This window comes from Streptomyces sp. ActVer (assembly GCF_027270795.1).
In the GTDB taxonomy this organism is placed as follows: Bacteria; Actinomycetota; Actinomycetes; order Streptomycetales; family Streptomycetaceae; genus Streptomyces; species Streptomyces umbrinus_A.
Genome location: NZ_JAPWHT010000045.1, coordinates 1 through 22,991, shown reverse-complemented (window position 1 = coordinate 22,991; position 22,991 = coordinate 1). Strand labels below are relative to the sequence as shown.

General features: G+C 70.1%; 22 protein-coding genes and 3 pseudogenes. All 25 read right to left on the bottom strand.

Annotation, left to right across the window (positions count from 1 at the left end):
• Positions 1-84 precede the first annotated feature (84 nt).
• Positions 85-1,455, bottom strand: a complete 1,371-nt coding sequence (locus O3Q52_RS10455) for a DUF317 domain-containing protein (protein ID WP_269648542.1) — start codon at positions 1,453-1,455, stop codon at positions 85-87.
• 64 nt (positions 1,456-1,519) lie between these two features.
• Positions 1,520-2,650, bottom strand: coding sequence for a DnaB-like helicase N-terminal domain-containing protein (locus O3Q52_RS10450; RefSeq protein WP_269648541.1), 1,131 nt, complete (start codon positions 2,648-2,650; stop codon positions 1,520-1,522).
• Positions 2,650-3,924: a DNA cytosine methyltransferase gene (locus O3Q52_RS10445; RefSeq protein WP_269648540.1), complete on the bottom strand. Its 1,275-nt coding sequence runs from the start codon at positions 3,922-3,924 to the stop codon at positions 2,650-2,652. The genes O3Q52_RS10450 and O3Q52_RS10445 overlap by 1 nt, the downstream gene beginning before the upstream one ends.
• Positions 3,921-4,313 (bottom strand): hypothetical protein, encoded by a 393-nt coding sequence (locus O3Q52_RS10440; protein ID WP_269648539.1) that lies wholly within the window; start codon positions 4,311-4,313, stop codon positions 3,921-3,923. The genes O3Q52_RS10445 and O3Q52_RS10440 overlap by 4 nt, the downstream gene beginning before the upstream one ends.
• Positions 4,314-4,422: 109 nt before the next feature.
• Positions 4,423-4,836, bottom strand: coding sequence for a hypothetical protein (locus O3Q52_RS10435; RefSeq protein WP_269648538.1), 414 nt, complete (start codon positions 4,834-4,836; stop codon positions 4,423-4,425).
• A complete protein-coding gene (locus tag O3Q52_RS10430) occupies positions 4,833-6,968 on the bottom strand; it encodes an integrase (RefSeq protein WP_269648537.1) in 2,136 nt (711 codons plus the stop codon). Before O3Q52_RS10430 ends, O3Q52_RS10435 begins: the two co-directional genes overlap by 4 nt.
• Positions 6,965-8,689, bottom strand: coding sequence for a hypothetical protein (locus O3Q52_RS10425; protein WP_269648535.1), 1,725 nt, complete (start codon positions 8,687-8,689; stop codon positions 6,965-6,967). Before O3Q52_RS10425 ends, O3Q52_RS10430 begins: the two co-directional genes overlap by 4 nt.
• Before the next feature lie 23 nt (positions 8,690-8,712).
• On the bottom strand, positions 8,713-10,164 hold the full coding sequence (locus O3Q52_RS10420) for a site-specific integrase (protein ID WP_269648533.1): 1,452 nt from the start codon (positions 10,162-10,164) through the stop codon (positions 8,713-8,715).
• Positions 10,165-10,276: 112 nt separating this feature from the next.
• A pseudogene (locus O3Q52_RS10415) lies at positions 10,277-10,795 on the bottom strand (hypothetical protein); the annotation flags it as partial.
• A 23-nt stretch (positions 10,796-10,818) separates the two neighbouring features.
• Positions 10,819-11,784: an alpha/beta fold hydrolase gene (locus tag O3Q52_RS10410; protein ID WP_269648532.1), complete on the bottom strand. Its 966-nt coding sequence runs from the start codon at positions 11,782-11,784 to the stop codon at positions 10,819-10,821.
• Positions 11,785-12,133: 349 nt separating this feature from the next.
• A complete protein-coding gene (locus tag O3Q52_RS10405) occupies positions 12,134-12,733 on the bottom strand; it encodes a hypothetical protein (RefSeq protein WP_269648531.1) in 600 nt (199 codons plus the stop codon).
• Between the two features lie 379 nt (positions 12,734-13,112).
• A complete protein-coding gene (locus O3Q52_RS10400; RefSeq protein WP_269648530.1) occupies positions 13,113-14,090 on the bottom strand; it encodes a hypothetical protein in 978 nt (325 codons plus the stop codon).
• Between the two features lie 26 nt (positions 14,091-14,116).
• A complete protein-coding gene (locus O3Q52_RS10395) occupies positions 14,117-14,806 on the bottom strand; it encodes a hypothetical protein (protein WP_269648529.1) in 690 nt (229 codons plus the stop codon).
• A gap of 65 nt (positions 14,807-14,871) precedes the next feature.
• Positions 14,872-15,381 carry a hypothetical protein gene (locus O3Q52_RS10390; protein ID WP_269648528.1) on the bottom strand — a complete coding sequence of 170 codons (510 nt, stop codon included), beginning with the start codon at positions 15,379-15,381 and terminating at the stop codon, positions 14,872-14,874.
• 5 nt (positions 15,382-15,386) lie between these two features.
• Positions 15,387-15,786 (bottom strand): annotated as a pseudogene (locus O3Q52_RS54135) (XF1762 family protein).
• A gap of 53 nt (positions 15,787-15,839) precedes the next feature.
• Entirely contained in the window at positions 15,840-17,633 is a 1,794-nt protein-coding gene (locus tag O3Q52_RS10380) for a type IV secretory system conjugative DNA transfer family protein (protein WP_269648526.1), read from the bottom strand.
• A gap of 38 nt (positions 17,634-17,671) precedes the next feature.
• A complete protein-coding gene (locus O3Q52_RS10375) occupies positions 17,672-18,451 on the bottom strand; it encodes a DUF317 domain-containing protein (RefSeq protein WP_269648525.1) in 780 nt (259 codons plus the stop codon).
• Between the two features lie 2 nt (positions 18,452-18,453).
• Positions 18,454-18,972: a hypothetical protein gene (locus tag O3Q52_RS10370; RefSeq protein ID WP_269648524.1), complete on the bottom strand. Its 519-nt coding sequence runs from the start codon at positions 18,970-18,972 to the stop codon at positions 18,454-18,456.
• A gap of 73 nt (positions 18,973-19,045) precedes the next feature.
• On the bottom strand, positions 19,046-19,867 hold the full coding sequence (locus O3Q52_RS10365; RefSeq protein WP_119580303.1) for a DUF317 domain-containing protein: 822 nt from the start codon (positions 19,865-19,867) through the stop codon (positions 19,046-19,048).
• Positions 19,858-20,214, bottom strand: a complete 357-nt coding sequence (locus tag O3Q52_RS10360; protein ID WP_119580304.1) for a hypothetical protein — start codon at positions 20,212-20,214, stop codon at positions 19,858-19,860. Before O3Q52_RS10360 ends, O3Q52_RS10365 begins: the two co-directional genes overlap by 10 nt.
• A gap of 27 nt (positions 20,215-20,241) precedes the next feature.
• Complete coding sequence (locus O3Q52_RS10355) at positions 20,242-21,045, bottom strand: DUF317 domain-containing protein (protein WP_269648523.1); 804 nt, start codon at positions 21,043-21,045, stop codon at positions 20,242-20,244.
• Positions 21,042-21,425, bottom strand: coding sequence for a hypothetical protein (locus O3Q52_RS10350; protein WP_269648522.1), 384 nt, complete (start codon positions 21,423-21,425; stop codon positions 21,042-21,044). Before O3Q52_RS10350 ends, O3Q52_RS10355 begins: the two co-directional genes overlap by 4 nt.
• Positions 21,426-21,699: 274 nt before the next feature.
• Positions 21,700-21,927 (bottom strand): hypothetical protein, encoded by a 228-nt coding sequence (locus O3Q52_RS10345; protein WP_240439288.1) that lies wholly within the window; start codon positions 21,925-21,927, stop codon positions 21,700-21,702.
• A 196-nt stretch (positions 21,928-22,123) separates the two neighbouring features.
• The gene (locus O3Q52_RS10340; protein WP_269648521.1) at positions 22,124-22,771 is read right to left on the bottom strand and encodes a hypothetical protein; all 648 of its coding nucleotides are present in this window, start codon (positions 22,769-22,771) and stop codon (positions 22,124-22,126) included.
• A pseudogene (locus O3Q52_RS10335) lies at positions 22,768-22,991 on the bottom strand (hypothetical protein); the annotation flags it as partial. The gene O3Q52_RS10340 and the pseudogene O3Q52_RS10335, both read right to left, overlap by 4 nt.

Below are 22,991 nucleotides of genomic sequence, written 5' to 3'. Positions count from 1 at the left end.
CAGACGCGGTACGGTGCGAGTGTGGCCCTGCGGCATCCCCCGTCTGCAGGGCCACACTCCTGTTCGCGTGCGTGAGTGTGCTGCTCAGCGGCTTCGGCTCGCCGACGGTCTGGCGACGGTCGTCGCGATGGCCGGTGCGGTAGCGCTGAGACGCGGAGGCTGCCGCTGGACGCTGGGGCTGAACCGCCGAGTGCCGGTGCCGTGTGCGAGTTCCTCGGCGAGGTCGGCGATCATGGGGGCGGGCGCGTAGGGGGAGGCGTGGATCGTCCAAGTGGGCTGGTCGATGGTGGGGCCGGCCCAGATGGTCCAGGTGGCGAGGCTGCTGTTCGGGTGCTGGGCGGCGAAGGCGTCGAACTGGACACCGGCGTCCTGGGAGGCGTTCGTCCAGCGGAGCCAGCGTCCGTCCACGGTGTGTTTCCATCCGGCGTCAGCGAGGGGTTTCGTGGCGGCGGTGACGGTCTTCTCGTCAACGGGGCTCCCCAGGGCGGTGTCCCATCCGTCACCGTCGGCGAGGTGGTTCAGCAGAGCCTGGAGGATGGGGGCGGGGGCCGTGCCCGTGGCGGTCAGGTGCCACATGCGGTCGGAGACGGGCGTCTCGTACGCGGCCACGGTCCAGGCGGTCTCGCGGGGGCGGGCTTCGGGGACCCGCTCGATGCGCAGGGTCTGCGATTCGTGGATCGCGTGGGTGGTTGCGTCTGTCCAGGTGCGCCACTTCTCCCATTCGTCGTGTGCGTCGAGGAAGGTGTCGAGGAGGGCGTCGTGGTCGCCGGAGTCGGCCAGGTAGGCCGGAACGGTCTGCGGCTCCGGGCGGGCCGGTTCGGGCTTGGCCGCGGTGAGGGCGAGTGGGGTGCGGGTTTCGGCGGCGGCGCGTTCGGTGTCGGTCAGGGGGGCCGGGCCGGGGCGCATTTCGGCGCCGTGAACCTTCTCGAAGGCGAGCATGGCTTGGGCGGGTGAGTCGAAGGTATCGGCGACTTGCCGCAGGTGATCCTCGCCGAGGAGGTAGACGGATTTGCCGTTGCGGCCGAGGTAGGTGCCGACGGCGAGGGTGGTGTGGCCGTCGTGGGCGTGCGCGTGGATGAGGAGCTGGCCGTGGCGGATGTCGTCGTGGATCTTCTGGGCCTCGTTGGAGACCTCTCGGATTTCGCTGCGGGTGCACCAGGGCATCGGGTAGTTGGCCCAGGTCCATTCCTCGTCCATGGCCTCCTGGAGCCGAGGGGTGATCTCGACGGTGATGCCTTCTGCCGTGAGGTGCTTGGCTGCGTCCTGGGCCCAGTAGGGCTCCTCGCGGTCGATGCGGGTCAGGACCAGGACGTTGTCGGCGACGATGGTCCAGTCGGCTGCCTCCAGGCCCAGGTGGGCAATGTGGGCCTCGGTGCCGGTCAGGACGGCGGTCACGGCGCTGGGATGGGTGGGGTGGGTGTCGAGGCGGACATGGGCGTCGATGGGGTGAGTCACGTTGGGGTCGTCTCTTCTGCCGGTGGCCGGGTCTTCGGGTCCGGCCACCGGCGTATCCGGGGTGCTATCGGGTTGCTCGCGCGGCGCGGGCGATGTGGGCGGCCGTGGTGGCCGGAGGGCCTGCGCGAGTGGTGGGCGCCGGCCTCGGTCGCTGCGGCGGGACCGTTCCGGTGGCGTGCTGCCAGCGGGTGCGGATGGCGCCGATGTCGGCGAGGGATCGGCGGGCGCCGGCGACGAGTTGGAACGGGGTGTTCGCCGGGTCGCCGGCGTACGCCTCGATGCGTCGGCCGCTGTGATCGGCGGTTGCCAGGAGGGAGCGCTGCAGGGCGCGCTCGCCCCAGTGCTCCACGGAACCGGCTGGTTCGGCCAGCAGGCGGAGCACCTCGCCCGGTTCACTTCCGTCGTCCAGCAGACCGCGCTGTTGGGCCTCCCACAGGACGGTGACGGGGTCGACGGGATCGCGGCGCCGGGTAAGAGAGGTCAGGCACTGCCACAGGCCGGCGTGCAGCGGCAGGGTGAGGTCGTCGGGGAGCAGCCACCGGACGGACTCGATATCGGATGGGTGGGCGGTGGCGGTCGCGAGCAGCAGCCGCTCCTCCTCGACTGCCTCGATGTAGTCGGGCGTGATGGCAGGCGGCGGCGCCGGGGTGCGGGGCAGGACGCCGGCGCGCGGTGGGAAGCGGCTCGCGATGGCGTCCACGACCGCGGCGAGCGCGTCGGCCTCGGCGAGCACCGTCTGGACGGGGTGGGGAAGGGAGGCATCGTGGACGGTCTGGACGAGGCGTTCGGCGGCCGTCTGCAGGCGGCGGCGGGCGTGTTCGGCCTCGACCATCCGTGCGTAGGCCGGTGCGTGGCGGGGCCAGGGGCAGACCTGGATGAGGGTGTGCAGGTAGGAGGCGGTCAGTCCGCGCGCCTGCTCGCGCCCCGTGGCGAGCACCTGGTCGAGCCATTTGGTGTTCTTGGCGTGCTCGGCCGGGTCGGGCGGGGGCAGGGTGCTGATCGCTGCGTACAGGGCGGAGTGTGCGGCGGTGGAGAACGAGTTGCCGGCGATGCCGGTCACGTCGGCGAGACGGTGGGGATCGAGGAGGAGGGCGCCGAGGAGGGCCTGCTCGACGTAGTGCACGGGCGGCGGCAGATGCGTGTCGGGCAGGTCGTCGAGGTCGCCGTCCTCGTCAGGTTGGGGGGTGCGGGGCATCAGGCGGTGAGGGTGAAGTCGTCGGGGTCGAGGGTGACGCCGAGGTGCGGGGCGAGGAGGTGGCCGGCGAGCAACGGCGGTACGGCGTTGCCGATCTGGGAGAACTGCTGGCCTTTGTTGCCGGCCCAGGGGTAGTCGGCGGGGAAGGTCTGCAGGAGGCCGGCCTCGCGGGCGGTGATCCGGATCGGCTCCGGCACTGCCGCCGTGTCCGTGTCGTCCGTCGGTGCGAGGGCCGGTGCGGCGACCCAGGTGCACTCGTTCGCCCGGTGGCCGAAGAACAGCGTGCCTGCCGGCTCGGACAGCGGACGGATGGTGGCGTTGGCCTGGTTGTTGCTGCGCAGGGACCAGGACCAGCGGTGCGCCTCGGCGGTGAACGTCGGCGCCGGGGCGGTGGCGGTCCGGTTCTCGCGGGTGCCGTGCCGGGCGGCCCATCCGGCTCCTTCGCGGCGGGACTGCAGGACCACAGCCTCCGGTCGCGGCATCCAGGTGCCGCGATCCCGGGCGTCGGAGAGCGTCTTGCGGGAGCCTGAAGGGAACGGTTCGGGCCCGCCGCCGGGTCCGCCGCCGGCGCAGACGGTGGGGACGGGGCGGTCGGTGGCGCCCCAGCCGAGGGCCTCGGCCATCGACACCCATCGGTCACGGCCTGGCCCGAACAGGCTCTCCGGCTCGGCGGTCTGGGCATGCGTGGGTGGTGGGGGCTGGGCGGTGCGGACGCGGGAGGCGAGCAGGATTGCCCGCCGCCTGGTTTGCGGTACGCCGAAGTTGGCGGCGTTGAGGATCCCGTACCAGACCGAGAACCCCCATCCGCGCAGCACGGAGGCGTACTGCTTCCACAGCGGCAGGACGTCCGGCACTTCTTCCATGGCGACCCAGTCGGGCTCGCCGACGGTGTTGAGGGCGTGGAGGTAGCGCATGGGCTCGGCGGCCAGCAGCGAGCGTTCGTCCCGGCAGGCGGTCAGCAGCTTCTCGCGGGTGTCGCGTCCGGCGGCGAGGTCCGCCACTGCCTGGTGCACGAGCGGCTGGTCCACCAGGCCGAGGCGCTTGCCGGCCATGGACCATGCCTGGCAGGGCGGGCTCGCGATGAGCCCGGCGGTCTTGCCGAGGAAGGGCCAGACGGGATACAGCGCCACGTCGGTGCGAATGGTCAGCTGCCCTGCCGCCGCACGGGTCTTGCAGGCCCACTCATCCCATTCGAGGCCCACGTCCCGTGCACCGAGGACGTTAAGCGAGTGGCTCCATCCGCCCGGTCCTGCAAACAGGTCCAGGATGGTCAAGAGGCCAGCCCGAAGTCGTCCTGTGCTGGCTCGACTTCACCGCGGCAGGCCCACGGGGAGCAGCCGTCGGCGACTCCTTGCTCCAGCTCCTCCAGGTCAAGTCCGCTGTCGGTAAGTTCTTCCTGCATCGCTGCCCATTCGGCGGCGGTGACGTGATCGATGGGGGCCTCGCTAAGAGGCACGCGGGAGCGGTGGAGAAACGCCTCGCCAAGCAGACGGTTGCCGGTGGCGTTCGCGCGGGCGTTTCCCTTGCGGATGGCCGCGTCGAACTCCACCACGTCCTCCCATTCCCCCGGAGAGTTGTCGCGGATGTGGCGCCACTGGGCGTTTCCGTGGAAAGGACAACCCAATTCCCTGTCAACTCTGGCTATGTTGTAGCGATCTCTCATCTGACTCCTGGTCTTGGTTGGTGAGGTGACTCCGTGTAACAGCGGAGAAGGTTGGTCCTGTGGTCTCGTCCTGACCGCGGAGCGGTCAGGACGAGACGAGGCGGTGCGACTACGAGCCGGACTCGGGGGCCGGGCGCAAGGCCACAACCGGGGCTCGTTTATGTCCCGACTGGCTGCGGAGCTGGTGGTTCTCAACGGTGAGGACGTTCACCACGCGGGCGAATGTCTCGACCTCGGCCTGCTGTCGCTTGTTCTCCTCGATCAGGTTGGCCAGCCGTTCCTTGGTCTTCTTCAGTTCGGCCCGCAGCTTGCGTTCGCTGTCGGGGACCCGTCCCTGAGCTCGGACCTTCGCGTAGAACTCGTCCTTGAGGTCGGTATGCCGGTGCGTGAGGACGTGCCGTTTCACGTCCGCCTCGGCGGCCAGCGCGAGGACGGTCAGCGCTCCGTCGGACCGCAGCGGTGTGCCGGCCAGCAGGCGGTCCATCGCGGCCCTGATGTTCTTCCTCTCGTTGTCGTGGCTCACAAGTCCGCCCCCGCTGCCGTCAGGACGCTGTCGTGGTCGTGCTGGTCGGCGAGTTCGTTCAGGACCTGGGCCCGTTCCCGCAGCCGGTCGGCCAGCGGTTCGGGAACCAGGCCAGAGACGGCTTGACGGCCCAAGTCGTCGGCCGCTTCCCGAAGTTGGAGTGCGTGGGCGTCGGTGCGGGCGATGTTCGCGCAGTTGACCTTGCAGCGGTCCAGGCTGGGGGCCTCGCTCTTCGCGTTGCGGCCGGGATGGCAGAGCGCTTTGGCCCGGTCGTAGTTGCAGAACAGAAATGCCTCCTTGTTCTCGAAGACGTTCAGGGTCGGGTCCGCCAGCAGGTCTTTGGCCTGACGAACGGAGGTGATGAGACCGCCGAAGCGGTGGTGTGCCTGGGCGGCGGCGTTGATCAGACGCCTCGCGGCGGGGCCCGAGACGCCCTCGCCGTCCTGGATGGCCTCGTGGACCTCGCTGAGTTGCTCGGCGACGTTGCGGGCGGTTTCGAAGTCGAGAAGGTCGTGGATGCCGCCGCGCGAGCGCGATCCGTAGCCCTCGCTGATCAGCGTGCGCATGTGCCCGTACTGAACCGCCAGTGCCACCAGTCCGCCCGGCCTGCGGGCGATGTGCCAGGCCAGAGTGCGGCGGAAGCGGCCCGTGCCGACCCGTCCGTGAGGGTCGGCCGGGATTGCCTCAGCCTGTCGGCCCCGGTTATGAGCATGGGTGTTGACCCACTCGATGAACGACTCGATGCGGTTGCTCATCGTGGCGATCGCCAGCGACCTGCCGCTGCGGCGCTCGGGCTGGAGCGGTTCGTGGACCTCGATTGCGAACAGCAGTCCGTGCCCGCCGAGCTGTTCCAGCACCCGTACTGCCGTGACGACCTGCGGGACTGCCACCCAGGGAGCTTCGCGTACGACTCCGGCGGATTGATGATTTCCGTCGTCGTCGCGGGCGACCTTGAACTGCCGGGCATAGATGAGGTGCCGCCGGGCCGCCTCCGGCGGCCCCTGCGGATCTGGGCAGCACCCGTTCTCCAGCGCCAGGATCTCCCCGGTTCGCATCCCCGTGAGGTAGCCCAGGACGATGAAACAGGCGGTGACCAGGTGTTTCAGGACCCCGGGGACGTCGTGGAAGTCGAACGGACCGTGCCAGGGCTCCCCGCCGAGCTTCGCGGTGATGGGGGTATCCAGCAGACACCGGCCGGGATTTTGGACCTTGTATGCCTTCCAGCGCGGATAGTTCATGACCTGGTGGACCCTCACGGCCGGAGTCCCCGTCAGCCCGGCCAGGAACACCCCCGGCGTCGAGATCTTCGTGTCTCTGATCAACGCCGGGACGGGCCTGCCCTCGGCCTCCAGCTGTTCGAGGTAGGTGACCAGCCGCAGGCCCGATCCCTTCTTGAACGGGCCCTTCAGACCTTCCGCGATCTCGACCAGCCGTCGGTGTTCCTCGAAGGCGGCCAGGATGTCGTCGGCGTACTCCTCGACGAACCGCAGGGCCCAGACCAGCAACGGCCCCATCGTCGCCGGGGCGATCGGCTCGGTGACGTTCTCGCCCAGCGGCGAGGCCGCCGGCAGGTAGTCGTCCATGCCTTCCGTGACCCAGGGCGGCGTGACGAGCTGGTCGGTGTCGGGCAGATACAACTGCCCGTAGTAGTGCAGCCGGGAGAGCGCGATCAGGTGACTGGTGGCCGTGTTGCGGGCCAGCCCTCGCACCTTGTCGAGATGGTGGCTGTAGTCCGACAGGTCCCCGGCCGTCACCAGTGAGAGCTGCTTGATCCCGCGCTCGTCGAGCCACTGGGCGAACATCGCCCAGTCGCTGACTGTCCTCGTGATCCGGCCGACGCTGAGCTTGGAGCGCATGGCGGCGCCGCGCAGGGCAACGTCCCTGTCGGGCAGTAGGTAGTTGATCAACGTCCAGGACGCGTAACGGAACGGCTCCCTGAAGACCTCGGGGAACCATCGCCAGCGGATGATGTCATCCGTCTGCGAGGGGTTCTGGGTCAACGCAAGCAACGACCAGCCGTCGTCGCCGTAGCGGGGCACGAAGTCGCGACGGCCCTCGACCGCCCGGTCGAGATCGAACACGAAGGCGTCGGCCGCCGGGGCCGCGAAGCGAGGGTTCAAGGCCAGGGTCATGCGTCGAATCCCTTCATCAGTAGCTGGTCAATGACCCTTCGTTCGTGGGCACTTGCCTTCTCCAGGGCGTCGTTCCATTCCGTGTCGGTGAAGTCGGGGGCCTTGCGCAGGTCCCGCAGCCGCGCGAAGGGCTCGCGCCACTCCTGGTCCCACACCTCCGGCGAAAGCACCGCCCTCAACTCCTCCAGCACGTGCAGCAGATAGGCCAGCCGTGGCAGGTGACGCGGGGTGATCACGGCGTTCGGGCAGGCCGTGCAGAGCAGGAACGACGCCCGGCAAGGCACCCCCTGTTCCCCGAACGGGCTGTGGGTGTAGTCGCTGCAGCTGGTGGTCGGGGTGTCCTTGTCCACGTTCGTGTCCGCCCGGCTGATCTGGGCCTTGAACGACGACCTGGCCGCCTCGATCGCCTCCTCGACCCCGTCGGTGATCACCAGTTGGGCCGCCGCGTGCGTGCGCGGGTCCACCAGGACATAAGCACCGTCGTGGGTGTCCTGACTGTGCTGCGTAGGCTGCCGCTGATGCGCGATCACCACGGTCTTGCGCAGGCGCCGCAGGTTCAACGAGACCTCGCCGCCCAGCTCCTGGCGCCAGTTGCGCCAGACGTTGGCGTGGAAGTGGCCGTCGAACAGGCCGGCTGTCCCCTCGCCGTAGGCGGCCCGCCGCTGAGCGAGCCGCCAGACGATCAGCCGGTCGGTGGGTGCCCCCACGTTCTTCAGCATCTCCCGTGCCGGGGCGGTGGACTCGATCGCGTGCGTGATCAGCCGTCCGGGAGAGGTTGCTCCCCAGTCGGCCAGGTTCCTCGTCTCATAGCGGTCCGCCGGACGGCGGCGCCGCTTCTCCAACTCGACCCGGTAGATGATCTGCCCCTCGTTGCCCGCGTCGGGGCTCGCATCGGGCACCTTCATCTCGACGACCGGTGTCGCGTTCCACCCGTAGGCCGCGATGATCAGGATCATCAGTGCGCAACCCTCATCGGTGGTCATAAACAGCCGCATCCACGTGTCCTCGGCCCGGTTGCCGCCCAGGGCTTCGGTGTAACGGGGGTCGGGACGGTGGCGGCCATCCGGGCGGATGAAGAACGGCGTCTCGCCGGTGCGGATCAATTGGTCCAGTGCCTCACCGACGAGCCAGCCGTCTGTACCTCTTTCGAACTGGCCCGCCTGCCAGTCAAGGAGGTGCTGCCGGTTGGCACGGATGCGATGCAGAGCTGGTCGGAACCGCTGAGTGGCAAGCAGCTTGATGCGGTCGAACTCGGCGTCGCTGTAGGCGGTCTCCTTCGGCGCCTTCTCCTTCGGCATCCGCTTGCTCATCAGCTTCCGGGTCTCCTCGGGCACCAACGGATGCTGCTTCAGCAGCCGGGCGACCTTGCGGACCTGCCGGCTGCCCGTGGAGTTCGGCGTGCGGCTCAGCCGCCAGCCCGCCCAGATGTCCGCGGTCAACTCGCCCAGAGATTGCGGAACGTGCGCCTGCTCGGCCAGGAAACGGCTGAAGTAGAGCAAGATCAGCCAGATCTCCCGGCTGGAAGGCAGCGTCTTCCAAGTGCCCGTGGGCCCGCACTGAAGGGCGAACGCCTCCGCCAGTTCGCGCTGCAGCCGCGGACCGACCGCCAGCTGGCCGAAGTCGTAACTGGCCGTGTTCGCCCCGTCCCCGGCCGCGTGCCAGACCAGCAGCTCACCCGGCTCCAGCGGCGGCTTGCGCCGGTGCCCCTCATCTCCGGGCAAAACAGCGCGTCGTCCTCGCGTACTCATACCAGTGCCTCGCTGTCCAGGACGCGCTCCGACATCTTCGCGATCCGGCCCAGCAGCTCGTTGGTGCCCGGGTCGGCCTCGTCCAGCAGTAGCGACCTAATTTGCAGATCCGAAACGGGAGCGAGGTAGATCTTGCGGGTGGTCTCCTCGCTCGCGTGATCGAGGAGGTCCTTGACCATCCGCCAGGCATCCCCATAGAGCAGGCGGAAGTCCCGCCGCTCCTCCGGCGTGAGTCCGAACCGTTTGTCCAGCGCGTGCATCAGCGTGACCAGCATCTTCAACGCGAACGAATGCCTGGCCATATGGGGTGTGAAGTAGGGGAGCTGGGCAACCTTGCCCTCCAGCACCTTGCGGCAGCGCTCGGACGCCGCCCGGTAAACCGCCTCCCACGAATGCGGCTGAAACGGGCGCCCGTCCTGCGACAACCACAGCCACAACGGCTCCAGACCGCCATCCCCCTCAACGAACAGGCGCTGACGGTCCTCGACGTCCAGCGACGACAGAGGCCGCTGGACCGACTGCCCGTTCTCGTCCCAGAAGTGCAGGATCGACTGCTGCCGACCGGACCGCTTCTCCAGGACCCAGACGTCGTCCATCACTTCGTAGACGCCTCTGGCCTGAGCCCGGCGGATCACCGCCCGCCGCGTCGTCCGCTCGTAGGCGGCGACCGACCGCAGATCCTCGACCGCGACGTAGAACGTCCGCTCGCGCCGGCTCTTCGTGGCCGCCTTCGCCAGCCGCCCGTCGAAGAAGCGCTTCACGCTCTCTTCCAGAGCCGGCACTTCGAAGGTCAGCAGCGAACCGCCTTCCGACAAGCGCATCCCCGAGGAAAACAGCAGGTCGGAGTAGGCGGCATTGCGGTCGTCGTTCCGGCCCCGAAACGACGGATCCCGACGCCCGTCCGCGGTGTAGCCGCGCAGACCCACGTCCCTCCACAACCGGTAGGCCCGCGGAGTCAGCCACTTCACGTTGCTCGACCTCGCGTCCTTCGCCCGCTGGGCCGGAACGCTGACCATCTCGCCGTGGCGGCCCAACACCTCCCGCATCGCTACCGGGTTGGCCGTGACGTACCTCTTCGCCGCCGCCCACTTGTAGAGCCGGGCCAGCGCGGACAGCTCGCGGTCCCACTTCGAGCCGCTGATCCGCCGAGGATTCCGAGGCGACCACCGCCGCCAGTCCTCGAAATCGAGCAGGTCCTCGACCTCGGCATCGCACCAGTTCTTGTCCCGCTGCCACAGGAAGTTGAAGAACAGACAGCAGTCCCCGGCGTAGTTCCGCCGCGTCTCCCTGGCCAGATGCGCGAACGCCGAACGCGTCGTGTACAGCGTCAGCCGCGGGTCCACCTGATAGTTCGGGTCCGTGAAGAACACGTCCCCCGGGTCGATCCGGGCGGCCTCCTCCCGTACGTCGAGGTCGGCCCACTCCTTCAACACTGGGTGATCGCTCACCTCTGCGGCGTGCCGTCTCGTCACCCAGTGCACTTGCCAGAACTTGCTCACACGTCCCTCTTCGCTCGCAACACGTACCGCTGCAACACGAAGATTCAATAGGGAAGAAGGTGCAGCTCGATTTCGGGGTGTCGGCCAGGCCGAGCGACGCCAGGTAGCGGACGCAGTCGGACCGTGACCAGCCCATGTCTATGAGCGGGTGCCGGTTGCGCATGTACTTGACGTCGGCGTCCTTGGCCCGGTGAAATTCGTCGGTGGAGATGCCGACCCACTGCTCGACGAATACGCCCTTGGGAGTGCGTGTGGGATAGGGGTAGCCGAGTAGTTCGCGGACCTTTTTCTTGATCGGCTTAATTTTATATTCCCCGGTGCATTGCCGCCTGGTCATACCCGGATTTCCGTCCTTGTTCAGGACGTAGAGCGGCATTGACGCAAATCTGTGGTCGGGGTCCAGGGCATCGTTGCGTATGTTTCCGGACGATACGCGGAGAACGGGTATGCCTGCGGGTCTGGCTATTTCTCGCTCCAGCCGGTCGAGATGGGAATAAACGGCTCTCGGTTCCCAGCCCGTGTCGGCGAAAATTGCGTAGTCGACCTTCGGGAGTATGCCGTGTGCGGAGAGGGCGAGCATGGCGCTGGACTGGATTCCGGCACCTAGTGAAATTGCCCGGAAGGCAGGGAGTTCGGAAATGATCGGTCCTGGGGGTGAGGAGGGTGGTGGGGGCTCGGTTCGGCGGCGAGGCGGGCGATGCGGTCGCTGATGAGCGCGGGGTGGCGGATGGGCAGCGCGTGCGTGGTGCGGGGGAGGATCTCCAGGCGAGCGGCAGGGAGTTGGGCGGCCAGTTGCTTGGTGTGGGCGGCGGGGATGTGCCGGTCGTCCGCGCCGGCCATCAGCAGCAGCCGCTCGCCGAACTGGTTGAGCACGGTGGCGTCGCGCGGCTGGTAGCGGCGCAGGCACTGCCACAGGTCGGCGAGATCGCGGGTGTGGGTGTGGCGGATGCCGTGGCGGCACCGCGGTGGCCCGTCAGCCGGTTGGTCGGGGTGCGGCGCGAGGCTGTAGGGGTGTGTGGTGGGCAGACGGCGCCGCAGGAAGTCCACCGTGCGGGGCGCCCGGGTGCAGGTCAGGGCGGCGAGGCTGCGTCCGGCGGCCAGGAGCCAGGCGCGCGGGTCGCGTCCGGGCAGCACGCTCGCACCACGTGCGGTGGCCGACAGCAGCACCATGCCCCGGATGCGGGCCTGTTGTTGGGGGTGCAGGGCGGCGAGTTCCTGCAGGACGAGGGCGCCCAGGGAATGGCCGGCGAGCACAAGCGGCCCGGCGGGGACGACGCGGGTCAGGATCTGCTGCAGGTCGTCGGCGAGCTGCCGGATCGTCAGCGGTGCCTGGCCGCGCGGGGTGTGACCGTGCGCGCGCTGGTCGTAGCGCACGACGCTCAGGCCCAGACCGGTCAGGTGCCGGGCGTGGACGCGCCACAGGTCCGCGGTGACGGACGCGCCGTGCACCAACACGACCGTCGCGCCGCCGGGACGCGGGCGCGCAGGGGTGTCGCGGTAGACGGACAGGCGCGTGCCGTCCGCGGCGGAGACCGACAACACCTCGGTGGCAGAAGGCGGGTTGCGCACAGGTAGGACTTCCAAAAGGGGGGATCAGTAGGGGGCAGCCGTTCGCCATCCGGGCCGGGTTGGTGGAACTGGCCGTTCGGCACCTCACTGCGCTTGCCGCCGTCCTGGGAGCGGGCGGATATCGGGGAGACGACCCCCAGCGGCCGGGCGGGAAAGTCAGCGGCGTGATCGTGTGGGGTTGACAAGGCGCAGGTGCGCCGGCGTTCGGGCCACGGGTACAGCGCTGACCGATGACCGGGCGCCGGCGCGGGCAGCTTGAGTTCGGGGGCCGGCCGCCGCAGAGCGAATGGTCAAAGGAGCAGGCGGCGCTTGCGCATGGTGCAGTGCTCTGGGGGGAAGCGGGTGGTGGTCAGCGGCTGCGCCGCTGGACCTGTGTGATGGGCGGCAGTGCGGGGGCGGCACCGGGGCGGGATGGTGCCGGTGGGATGTCCTGCGGGGTCGCGATGCCGAGGCCGATGTGCACCCTGATGCCGTCGGCGTAGAGGTGGGCCTCGGCGCGGACAACGGCACTGAGCGCGTCGCGTTCACCGAGTCCAGGTGGCAGTGCGTACTGTTGCTTCTCCCCCGCTGATATGAAGCCGTGCTGGGCGAGAATGGCGTCGGCGTGGCCCGTGGCCGCGGTCGCGGTGACCGCGTGGTCGGTGAAGCGGATGGTCACGTCGGGCGCGCGTGACGGGGGTGCGCCGTCCTGGCGCGTGGTCCAGGCGAGGTCGACGAGGTCGTGGGTGTGGGCCAGGAGCCCGTACATCGCGATTCCGGCGCGCTCGTGCGCGTCCTGCGCGGTGCCCGGTGGCAGCAGGTAGAGCGTGCGGCCGAGGTGTTCGCGGGTTAGGAATCCGGCATCGGTCAGCAGCCGGTCGGTGTCGCGGATGCGGCGGTTGAGGACGACGAAGGTGTGCCCGTCGTCGGTGGACCCGATGAACACATCGGGGATGTCCAGAAGAGACAATGCGGTCCAGGGGTTTTCGGTGGGCGGTATGCCGGGCGGCGGGTGGCGGGGTGATGACCCGATACGGCTTCCTGTGCCCTTAGCTCCGTACTTCGCGGGCTAGCGGGGACGGATTGGTTGGGAACGCAGGGTGTTCAGCGGCGGGGTGCGCAGCGTGGTGTGAGCTTCGCGTCCGGGGGATTGCGCGGCGGCCCGGCCCTGGTAGCCGATCAGCTGAGGCAGAGTCTGGATGACGGTGACGCTGGCCTTGATCGCGGTCTGCCGAGTGAACTGCGCCTTCCAGAACGGCTCGTGCTGGGCGACTGATCACCACTGCCCTCTGGTGCGGCGAGAGGTGAAGCCCACGAACAGGGTGCCCTCGGGGCTGCTGACAGTCCGGTCACGCTCGTGCTCGTTCGGCCAGCCGAAGAGGCGGATCAGCGGGTGGATCGCGTTGGCGAGCCGGTCGGTCCCGGCGCCCGCCAGATGGCGAGGGGAGACCAGGACGCGATCCTGGGGCGCGAAGTGCGTCACCGGCGCGCTCCCTGCACCGCAGGACTCCTGGGGACGGCTTTCCCGGGGGTAGTCGCACTGGCTGCGGGGCGCGGCTTGACCAGAGCCTGCCGCCCGTGCTCGGTGACGGTGATCTTCTGCCCGTGGACCAGGGAGGTGCTGGTGTCCCAGTCGACGAGCCGCGCTTGTTCAGCGCCCGGAAGGTGGCGATCGAGACGCGGGTGCCGTCGTCGGCGGTGACACGGGTCACGCCCAGCCCCCGCTGCGAACTCTCATACAGCCGCCCTCCGCCGAGGGCGAGTGCCTTGAGGGCGTCGTACTGGGCGCTGGTCAGCGGAGGGCCGGCAGATCGCTGCGCGGTAGCCGCTCCCTCCCGTGTGGCGGCGAGGTCGCGGGTGATGCCGGTGGCGACGTAGTGGCACCCGGTCGCACTCAGGTCGAGCTGGTGGGCGGCGTCAGCGAGGTGGCCGGTCATCTTCGGGATGGCCTCGGCGTGGCGGGCGGTGCGCACCGACGCGTCGTCCGCCGGATAGCCGGGGAACGGCGCCCCTTCATAGGGGTTGGCGTGCAGCGCGCTGGCGAGGTCGTTGCCGGCCATGGAGGAGGCGACCACGACCGAGGCCAGGCACTCCAGGCTCGCGAGGCTGCCGGCGACGCTGGTGTACGTGCTGGAGTCGAGCGCGCCCAGGCGGACGAGGACGGTGGCCGTCAGGTCCTGGGTCATGAGCAGAAGCGGGCTGATCTGGCGCAGCGCGTCGGTGCCGGGGGTGTAGGAGACGTCCCGAACGCGAGCGTGCAGGGTCTCGAAGTCGCGCGCCAAAGTGTGGAGTTGTTGTGCGTGTTCTGCCAGGTCGAGCAGGGGCATGGGGTGGTGTGGCTCCGGAGGGTCGGTCAGTGGCTTCGGGTGGCCGTCGTCGCGGCGGTAGGGGCGGGCGCGGGTGTCGTGCCGGGTGGCCTGGCGGTGGTCGGGCGGCTTATGGCGGCGGCCAAGGCGGTGGTGCCGGCGGCGGTGAGACGGACTCGGTCTTGAAGCGGTCCGCCCGTGTAGGCGGAGGACGCGGAGTTCGGGGCGCGCTCGGCCAGAGCGTTCGCCTCCAGCGACCGCAGGGTGCCGATGAGTACGCGCTCGTCGCGGTAGTGGACGTACTGCCGTCCCAGGGAGCGGGTGGCCACGACGTGCCCGCAGGCGATCTCCCACAGGGCGGTGCGCTGCGTGGCGGTCAGCTGGTGGTCTGGAGCATCGGTGGTGCTCCAGCGGCGGCGTCGGATTTCGTGGGCGATGATGTCGGCGCAGCTCATGGCGGCTTCGGGGGCCAGGGCGGTCAGGGTGCGCGCCATGGGAAGACGGTGGTCCGTGGAGGCGCTGCTCAGGAAGGCGAGCTGTTGGAGACGGACCACCGCGTCCGACAGCTCGTGACTTTCGTAGAGGCGTTCGTCGGTGACCGCTTTGATGGCGGTGCGGGTCGCGGAGGCGAGTCGCTGGGCAGAGGCGACGTGGGCGTCGGGTTCGGATTGCGATCCGGCTCGCAGAAGGCGGTCGAGCGTGTCGTTGTGCTGCACGTACTGGTCTGCGAGCAGCATGAGCCGTTCAACCGGCGTCGGGGGCGGGGCCACTTCAAAGAGAAGGCCATCGGTGGGCGGTGTCGTCATGCCCGGCGCCGGATAGCCGGGACGGGCAACCGGGCTGGGGTGGGTGCGCTCGCAGCAGCGGGGGGCCGCGGTACCTTCAGCGCGGTGCGGGCTGCTGCCAGGGCCCGCCTGGCGTCGTCGAGGTGGATCCGCAGGCGGCTGTGGTGGTCGAGCGAGTCGAGCTTTTGCTGGAGCGTGTCCTGCGCCGTGGTGGTGAGGGTGATGAGCGGGGCGAGGGCCTGGGTGTAGTGGGCGATGGCTCGCCCGACGTGGCCGGCGCTCTCGCCGAGGGTCTCGGCGGGCGGTAGGCCGGCGATATGCGGGGCGAGATGGTATTCGACGTCGGCGGCCATGCGGGCGGCGAGGTGGCACAGCAGGTCGATGTGCCGCGTGGCGTTGAACAGGCCGGTGCCGTCCACGGTGATGTGGTGGTCGCGGATGTCCGCGGTCACGGCGTCTACGGCTTGGCGCGGGGACATCTCGTCGAGGTTGGTGGGTTCGTAAGTGTGCAGGGCGTCTCCAGGCACGTGGTTCAGGGGGCTTGCCACAGGAAGCGGGCGATGTGGTCGTTGCCGTGGCCGGCCCGGGGCCGGGAGGGGGTGTGCCATCCGGCCCGGGGCGGGCGGCTGGCGATCAGGTGCCATCCCGCGCCGCCCAGGGACGCGCCGCTCTCGCCCGCCTGGGTAAAGGTGATCAGACGCTGGTAACCGAGGGCTTTCGCCGCGGGCCACGATGCTCCGTACAGCAGGGAGTTGGCGTTGCGCGCTGTCGCTGGCGGTCCGGGTGACTTCGAGGGTGGTGCCGTCATCAAGGTGTCGGGCAACCGGCCGGCCGACGATGGCCACGGCGCGCAGCGTGCCGGTCTCGTCGGCGGCGCCGACGGCGAAGATCTGACCTGCGGGCGGCGGGTGGTGACGGTGCCAGGCGTGCACGAAGTCCTTCGCCTCACGTGAGCGGACCGGCACCAGGTGCAGCCGGACGGCGCTCACACGGCCTTCCCGAAGTCGGACTGCGTCGGCGCGTGCTTCGCGACGGCGCGGGCGGTGATCGCCTTGGACGCGTGGGCCGACGCTGCGGACAGCTCCTCCGCTCCGGGCTCCAGGTACCACGGGCGCAGGTCCAGCATGGCGGCCCTCATGCCGGTGGCGAAGCACAACGCCGTGCCCTTGGGGAGGGCCCGGATGGCGTCGGCGGGAAGGATCCGCTCCTGCCGCATCGACACCGAGGTCGACTTCCCGGACTCCGAGTGCGAGGTCGAGGTCGTCTCGACGTCGTGGTCGCCGATCAAACGGCTGAGCTTGTCCGCGAAGTCCGGGTCGTCGATCCCGGAGCCGATGACCTTGACGGTCGAGGCGGACCACATGGCGTCCATTCCGGCGTCCGACCACACCTTCTGGCCCTGGCGGTAGGACTGCAGGATCGTGATCGGGATGATCCCGCGCGACCCAAGGTGCGAGTACAGGTCCGGCAAGTCGCTGATCTTGCAGACGTTGGCGGCCTCGTCGAGGATCGCGAGCATGGGCGGGTCGAGCCGTCCGCCGGCGCGTTCGGCCTGAGCGGTCGCTGCCCGCATCACCGAGTCCGCGCACGCAGCGATCAGCGCCGAGGCGCCGCCGCCACCGTCCTTGCTGAGCAGGAAGAGCGTGTCGGTGGAGGTCACGAACGCGGACGGCTTGAACTCAGCGGTGTCCTTCTGCGGGGTGACCCATGCGGCGATCTCGCTGTTCAGCAGCGCGGCGGCGTACTGGCGGGCGGTCTCGTAGATGCCGTCCCTGGTTTCCGGCGGTCCCTCCACGGTGCCCTTGAGCTGGGCGGCGACGGCGGCGAATTGGTGGTCGCGGAGGATGTCGAGCGGGGTGCGGTCGGCGGGGAAGGCCAGCCACTGCATGACGTCGGTGATCGGCCGCTCGTCGAGGGCCGCGGCGAGGAAGAGCTGAGCGAGGATGTTGGATCCGGCCTTGGACCAGAAGTCGCCCTGCTGGCTCGCGTCCACCGAGGCGGCGAGGAAGTGGCCGGCCAACCGCCCGGCGCCGTCCAGGGTTTTGGCGTCCGCCAAGGGGTTCCACCACATCTCGCGTGCGGCGTGCGCGATCTGCTGCAGGTCCATCGACCACACCTGTCCGACGCGGGCGCGGGCGTCGTACGTGGCGGTGAAGGCGTCGCCGGCGGCTTTGTTCGAGGTCAGCAGGACCGGGCCGGGCGCGGCGAGAATGGAGGGGATCGCGAGGCTGGTGGTCTTGCCCGAGCGGGGCGCCATGATGGCGACGGCCACGTCCTCGTAGCCCATGCGCACCTCGTGCTTGGTGCCCTGCAGGTTGCCGAGCAGGATGCCGGTGTCGCGGGCCTCGATGTGCTTGGCGTCCTTCAGGCTCGGGCGCAGAGAGCGGGCCTTGTCGGTGATCGCCTTGGCCATCAGCGGCTCGATATCCCGCGCCTTGGCCATGCCGGTGATCTTCTTCTTCCGGCCGCCGCTGCGGTTCTTGTGCCGGGCCCACAGGACGCCCACCCCCACACCGAGGGCCAGGAGCAGGACAACAGGGACGACGCGGGCACCGATCAGCAGGGACGTCTCTCCCGCTTTGGGCCACAGCTGATCGGGGTGGAGCAGGGCGCTGGTCGGCTGGTAGGGGGCCCAGTCGGCGCCGGTGAGGTAGGCGGTGACGTTGCCGGACAGCCAGGCGAGGTGGGCGAGGGGGACGACGACGGCGAGCACGCCGAGAAGGAGGCGCAGGACGAGGTCGTACCCGTCCGTGTTGCTGTTGGAGGAGGAAGGGGGCAAGGGCTACGTGCTTCCGGGCGGGGACGGGGGCGGAGGGATCAGCGGCTGCGGTGGTTCTTGGCCGGCGGCTGTCGCGAGCGGATCGGACTCGTCGGCGAGGTGGCGTGCCGGGCAGCGAGGGAGTGGACGCGTTCTTCCAGCGCCCCGGCCACGTACACGGCGAGCACGTCCGTGGTCCTAAGGGTGACGACGTTCGGGTCGCGGGTCGGGAGACTGCGCCCGCTGCCGATGCGCGGTACGGGCTTCGGATCGGCGAGCGCAGCGGTGAACGCGGCGACCAGGTACGCAGGAGTGTGCGCGCCGAAGCGGGCCTGCCACACCGGCCGGTCCGGGCCGAGTGCGGCGGTGACGAACCAGGCGCCCGGTTCCTCCGCGCTGCCCAGCCGCTGGACGTACGCGGTGCCGGCGGGCGATACGAGGCCGTTGTCCGCGGAGGCGGGCGACCAGCCGATCTGTTGGAGCGGCTCGTACGGATCGGACGGTGTGCTCGCGGTTGCGGCCGGATCGGTGAGGGCGTCGGTAACGGCGGCGATCAGTTCGACCGGGGTGAGGGCGCCGAAGCTCGCGTACCACGCGGGCCGGTCCGGCTCCGCCGCGTGGTGAAGGAACCACCACTGGCCGTCGGGTTCGGGCTCCAGGCGCAGGAGGGCTTTCTGGTCGGGGCTGGAGAGCAGGACGCGCGCCATCAGGGGGTCGTTGCCGTGGCTCCAGCCGCAGGCGCGGTGGAGGGGGATGGTGATCCAGGCGGGGTCACCGCCACCGGCCAGGTGGCGCGGGGTGATGAAGCCGACCTCGACGGTCTCGGGAGCCGGGGGCATGGTCACTTCCGTGCCGGGGTTCGCCGGTCGGCCGCGGGAGCCGGCGATGGTGCAGGTGCCAGCGGTGAGGGGGCTTTGCGGGCAGCGGCGTTGATCTCGCGGAGTGTCTTGCCGTGGGTGGCCCAGTCGTCGAGGTAGCTCCACGATTCGGCGTGGTACTCGGCGAGGGCGTCGTCGAAGGCCGTGGTGCCGGGCTTAGCGGTGGCGGGAAGGGCGTCTCGGGTTTCCAGCCACTGCTCGTGCAGCTGCTCGAGCCGGTCGAGGGCGGCGTGCAGGACACCCAATTGGTAGACCCAGCGGCTCTGCACGGTACCTTTCGGCAGGCAGCCCAGTTGCGTCTCCGCTGTGGCCAGCAGGTGACGGGCGCCGTACCGGAGCGATTCGAACGCCTCGGCGGTGTCGGCGTCGCGCTGGCTCGCGCGCAGGCCGTAGGCGTGGTCGTCGTAGGGCCATCCGTCGAGGTCGGTGTGCTCGTCGGAGTAGGCGTCCCAGGCGTCGAGGATCTTCTTGCTGTCGCTCACGTAGCGGTCGAGGTGACGGAGGGAGTCGCGGTGTGCGCGGTGATCGGCGGAAATGGGGAGGAGTCCTGTCGGTTCAGCGGCGGGCGGCTGGCTGGGCTGGGCCGACTTTCGCCGGGGTTGGTGCGGGTTTCGTCTGCTGTCGGCGGGCGGAGCGTGCCCGGGCGCGGAGCGACTCGATACGCGCGGTGTGCGCGTCGACCACCTGCTGCGGGCGCAGTGGGCTGGGCTCCTGCACGGCGCTGTAGTGGCCGGTGCGGTCGTACATGCCGCGCTGGAGCGGGATAGCGTCGACCAGCGCGGTGAGGAACGAACCGACGAGGTGGGCGGGGGTGCGCTCGTCAAAGTAGGCGTGCCAGATGCACGGGCCGCGGAACTCTCCGTGGCCGGGCTCACGGGTCTCGACGTGCCAGGACGGCCGGTCGCTGAATTCGCTCAACGGGCGCAGTTCGATGTGGCACATGGAGTCGGGCGAGTGCGCCGTGCCGTCTGCGTCGCGGCGCCAGTTCGCCGACGTCACCGGCTGCCACGGCTCTGGCTGTTGTGGCGGCGGGGCGATGAGGGCGTCGGTGAAGCCGGCGAGGACCTCGGCGGGCACGAGTTCGCCGAACTCGGCGTACCAGCCCGGCTCGGTGTCGGTGGGCTCGGCACGCAGCCGCCACCATGCGGAGGTGGTGGACTGCGGGTCGAACTGGAGGCGGTGGCGCAGGTCGGGGCTGCGCAGCACGATCTCGGCACTCAACGGGTCGGAGACGGCGCTCCATCCGGCGGCGGCCAGGCCGTGGGTGACGTGGCGGGCATCCCCGGGGCCGGCGAGGTGGCGGGGGCTGGTGTCGAAGGGGATCTGCCTGGCGTGCTTGTCGGCGAACGTGGCGAGCTGCCGTTCGCTCAGCGGCACTGGCCGTACCCCTGCCCGTTCGCGGCGGTGCTGCCGTACAGGTCGCGGAGGTCGTCCAGGACGTAGTGGAGGGCGTGCTGGTCGGCCTGCTCCCACGCGGCCGTGCGCAACTCGGTGATCAGAAGGTCGACCTGTGCGGTGCGCGGCGTGTCCGGGTGTTCCTGCAGGGTCCGGGCGAGGGCGCGCAGGATGTCGGCGAGCTGGATGGGCAGGCCCGTGTACTCATCGAGGAGGGGCTCGACGAGGGCGAGGGCTTCCACGGGGTCAGGGTTCTCGCGCAGGTAGTCGGTGAGGTCAGACAGGGTTTCGGTCGCGGCGTGGATGGTGTCCGGGGTGAGTGCGGGCATCGGGCTCCTTGGGACGGGTGCGTCGGGTCAGCGGCGGGTCCGGGCGCCGCCGGCCGGGGTATGGGTACGGGCGGTGGTGCGTGGCCGTGTGCTTCGAGCGCTGCCCTGGGCCCAGGTGGCGGCGCGGGCGGCCGTGATCCGGGCCTGTTGCCACGCACTGAGCTGGGAGGGCTTGACGGAGACCGACCAAGTGCGGATCTGTGCGCTGTGCGGGACGCGCCCGCGCGGGCGCATCACGGGATCGGGATTGGCGAGTTCGGCCGAGAGGGCTTGTACCAGGTGCATCGGGGTGTTGGGCGTGAAGTTGGCCGTCCAGCCGTTGCCCTGCTGGTCCTTCGCTCCGGTCCACCACATCGCCGTGCCGTCGGGGCTGTGGTGGTACTGCATCCACGCGGTGCCGTCGGGGCTGGTCGCCGTATAGTGCTCGCCCTCGGAACGCGTGTGCCAGTTCTGCTCCTGCAGGGGCGCCCAGACGTTGGGTGCGTGGGCGGAGCGGGGTCGGGTGAGGGCGTCGGTCATACCGGCGACGATCTCCACCGGCGTCTGCCGGCCCAGGTTCGCCGTCCATGCGCCGTTCAGGCCGTCCGCTTGGCCGTGGATGGTCCACCCGCCGGGCAGGATGTAGGGGTCGTAGGCGACACGGACGGTGCGGTCGGGGCTCTCCATGAGTAGCGGGCCGCCCGTCTTGGACTTGTCCCGCCAGCCCGAGGCGCGCAGGAACTCCGAGACGTGCCGGACGTCGCCGCCGCCGGCGAGGGCACGGGGCTGGACGAGGTAGTGCTGCTCGGCCTGCTCTCCTGGCCCCCAGCCCTGCCATTGCTTCTTCTTCACCGGTGCCGCCGGACGACGAGCGGTGCGGGGGCCGGGGGCTTCGCTGCGGTGGTGGCGGGCTGGGTGCCGACGTGCTGCAGGGTGTCCTTGTGTTCGTCCAGGTCGAGGGTGATGTCGTGCAGTTCGTTCGAGGCGCGGCCCAGAGCGAGCCACACCTCTGCGGGGAGTGCGCCTCGTTCGGCCTGGTCCTTGGCGAACACGCTGCCGGTGGCGACGAGGTGGGTGATGCCGCCGAGGACTCCGGTGTCGGGGTCGAGGACGCGGGCGATGACCTGCGCGGCCTGGGGAGGGGGAAGCTGAGCGAGGTGGTCGGCGAGCTGGCCGAGTTGGCGGGTGATCTCGTCGGCCAGTCTCACCGGGTAGGGGGCGGGGTGGGACATGCTCCTCCGGGGCGGGGGTGCGGTCAGTGGTGGTGGCGGTGCCGACGCGCTGGGTCTCGGCGAGGACGGCCCCCGGGCGGGCGCCGGCCAGCAGGGTGGTGCGGTCGGGGCCGGTCGGGATGCAGGCGCGCAGGTAGCGGCGGAACAGGGCGGTCGCGAGTCGGGGTTGGAGCCGGTTGCTGATGGGTGGGGGTGTGCGGGCTGCTACGGGTTTCTCCGGGATCGAGCGGTGCGGTGGGTGGCCCCGGCGAGGTGCCGGGGCCACCCAGGGGTTTTACGGGGCGCGCCGGGCCTGTGCAGGGCGCGAGGGGGAGCCAGCCGGTGCCGGGTGCTGTGCGGCAGGGCGGGCAGCGCGGGTACGTATGTCGTGCACGGCCTGCCGGTAGGTGGCTTCCTCGAAGACGTCGGGTGTGCAGTTGACGTCGTACCCGGCCAGGAGCAGGGCGGGGATGGCGCGGGTCGCCATGCGTTTCTGCTCGTCGGCACCGAGGTGTTCGGGCACGGTGTGCCAGATGTACAGCGGCGCGCCCGTGGGGTATTCGTGGCGTTCGAGGCCGAGCTGTTCCAGCAGGTCGTGGAGCTGGGCGGGGGCGCCGGTGGGGGCGTCGGCGTGGAGGGTGGTCGTCAGGGCCTTGATGTAGATCTCGACGTCCGTGCCGTACTCGTCGGCCAGGTTGGCCGTGTGTTTCTCTCCGGGATCAACGGCGGCGGGAGGCCGAGGGATGGGCAGAGTTCGGCGGCGGTGTGAGGGCCGCCGGCTGCGGAGCGCGGGCGGCGTGGTTGCGGGCGTGGAGGATCACGCAGGCGGCCTGGCTCATGGAGTTCGCGGTGTCCCTGAGTCGTGCGAGGGGTTCGGATTCCTCGCCGGGGGCGGCCCCCTGGAGGGCACTGGCGGCGATCCAGGCCCGGACGACCACTTCCCTGGTAAGGGGCAGCAGCCCATTGACCGGGGCGGCGATCTCGGTGAGCACCTCGGCCACCGCACTGCTGGTCTTGGCGGCAGAGGCCCGCTCGGCGAGCTGGGTGAGGAAGCGCAGGGCCGCGTTGTGTTCGCTGTCCGGTGTGACCAGCGCGTTCAGGGCGGGGTCGAGGTGGACGCTGTGACCGGCGGCAAGCAGGGCGTGCGAGGCAGCGGTCGCCTTCAGGCGCTGGTGCTCGACGGGCAGGCCGTGGGGAAGCCGGTGGTAGTCCCCGCTCGGTCCGGGAGCGGAGAGGAAGCCGCCGGTTCGCTGGAGAATGTAAGCGGCCTTCTCGGTGCCGCCGATGGCGACGACCAGGCCGGTGCGGGGGTCCTTGGTGATGGTGATGTACTCCAGCACCCAGAACTCGGGCTCCGTCTGCTTCATCGAGCCCTGGTGGCCGGCGCACGACTGCCGGCCGGGGAGGGCGGCATGGAGGCTGGGGCGGAGGTAGGCACGGTTCGGCCTGCGGGGTGCTGGAGGGCGGTGCCGATGCCGAGTGCGTCGAGTTGCGGGCCGAGTTCGCGCAGGGCGCGCGCCTGCGCTCTGGTGTCGTCGCCGCTGAGGCGGTAGATGCCGCTCTGCGGGTCCTGGACGAAGCCGTGGG

Coding starts and splice junctions, on each gene's coding strand:
- O3Q52_RS10450 (WP_269648541.1), bottom strand. CDS start 2,650: ATGCCCCGCACCCCCCAACCTGACGAGGACGGCGACCTCGACGACCTG.
- O3Q52_RS10440 (WP_269648539.1), bottom strand. CDS start 4,313: ATGAGAGATCGCTACAACATAGCCAGAGTTGACAGGGAATTGGGTTGT.
- O3Q52_RS10360 (WP_119580304.1), bottom strand. CDS start 20,214: ATGCCCGCACTCACCCCGGACACCATCCACGCCGCGACCGAAACCCTG.
- O3Q52_RS10350 (WP_269648522.1), bottom strand. CDS start 21,425: ATGTCCCACCCCGCCCCCTACCCGGTGAGACTGGCCGACGAGATCACC.
- O3Q52_RS10400 (WP_269648530.1), bottom strand. CDS start 14,090: ATGCCCCTGCTCGACCTGGCAGAACACGCACAACAACTCCACACTTTG.
- O3Q52_RS10430 (WP_269648537.1), bottom strand. CDS start 6,968: ATGACCCTGGCCTTGAACCCTCGCTTCGCGGCCCCGGCGGCCGACGCC.
- O3Q52_RS10395 (WP_269648529.1), bottom strand. CDS start 14,806: ATGCTGCTCGCAGACCAGTACGTGCAGCACAACGACACGCTCGACCGC.
- O3Q52_RS10375 (WP_269648525.1), bottom strand. CDS start 18,451: ATGCCCCCGGCTCCCGAGACCGTCGAGGTCGGCTTCATCACCCCGCGC.
- O3Q52_RS10340 (WP_269648521.1), bottom strand. CDS start 22,771: ATGAAGCAGACGGAGCCCGAGTTCTGGGTGCTGGAGTACATCACCATC.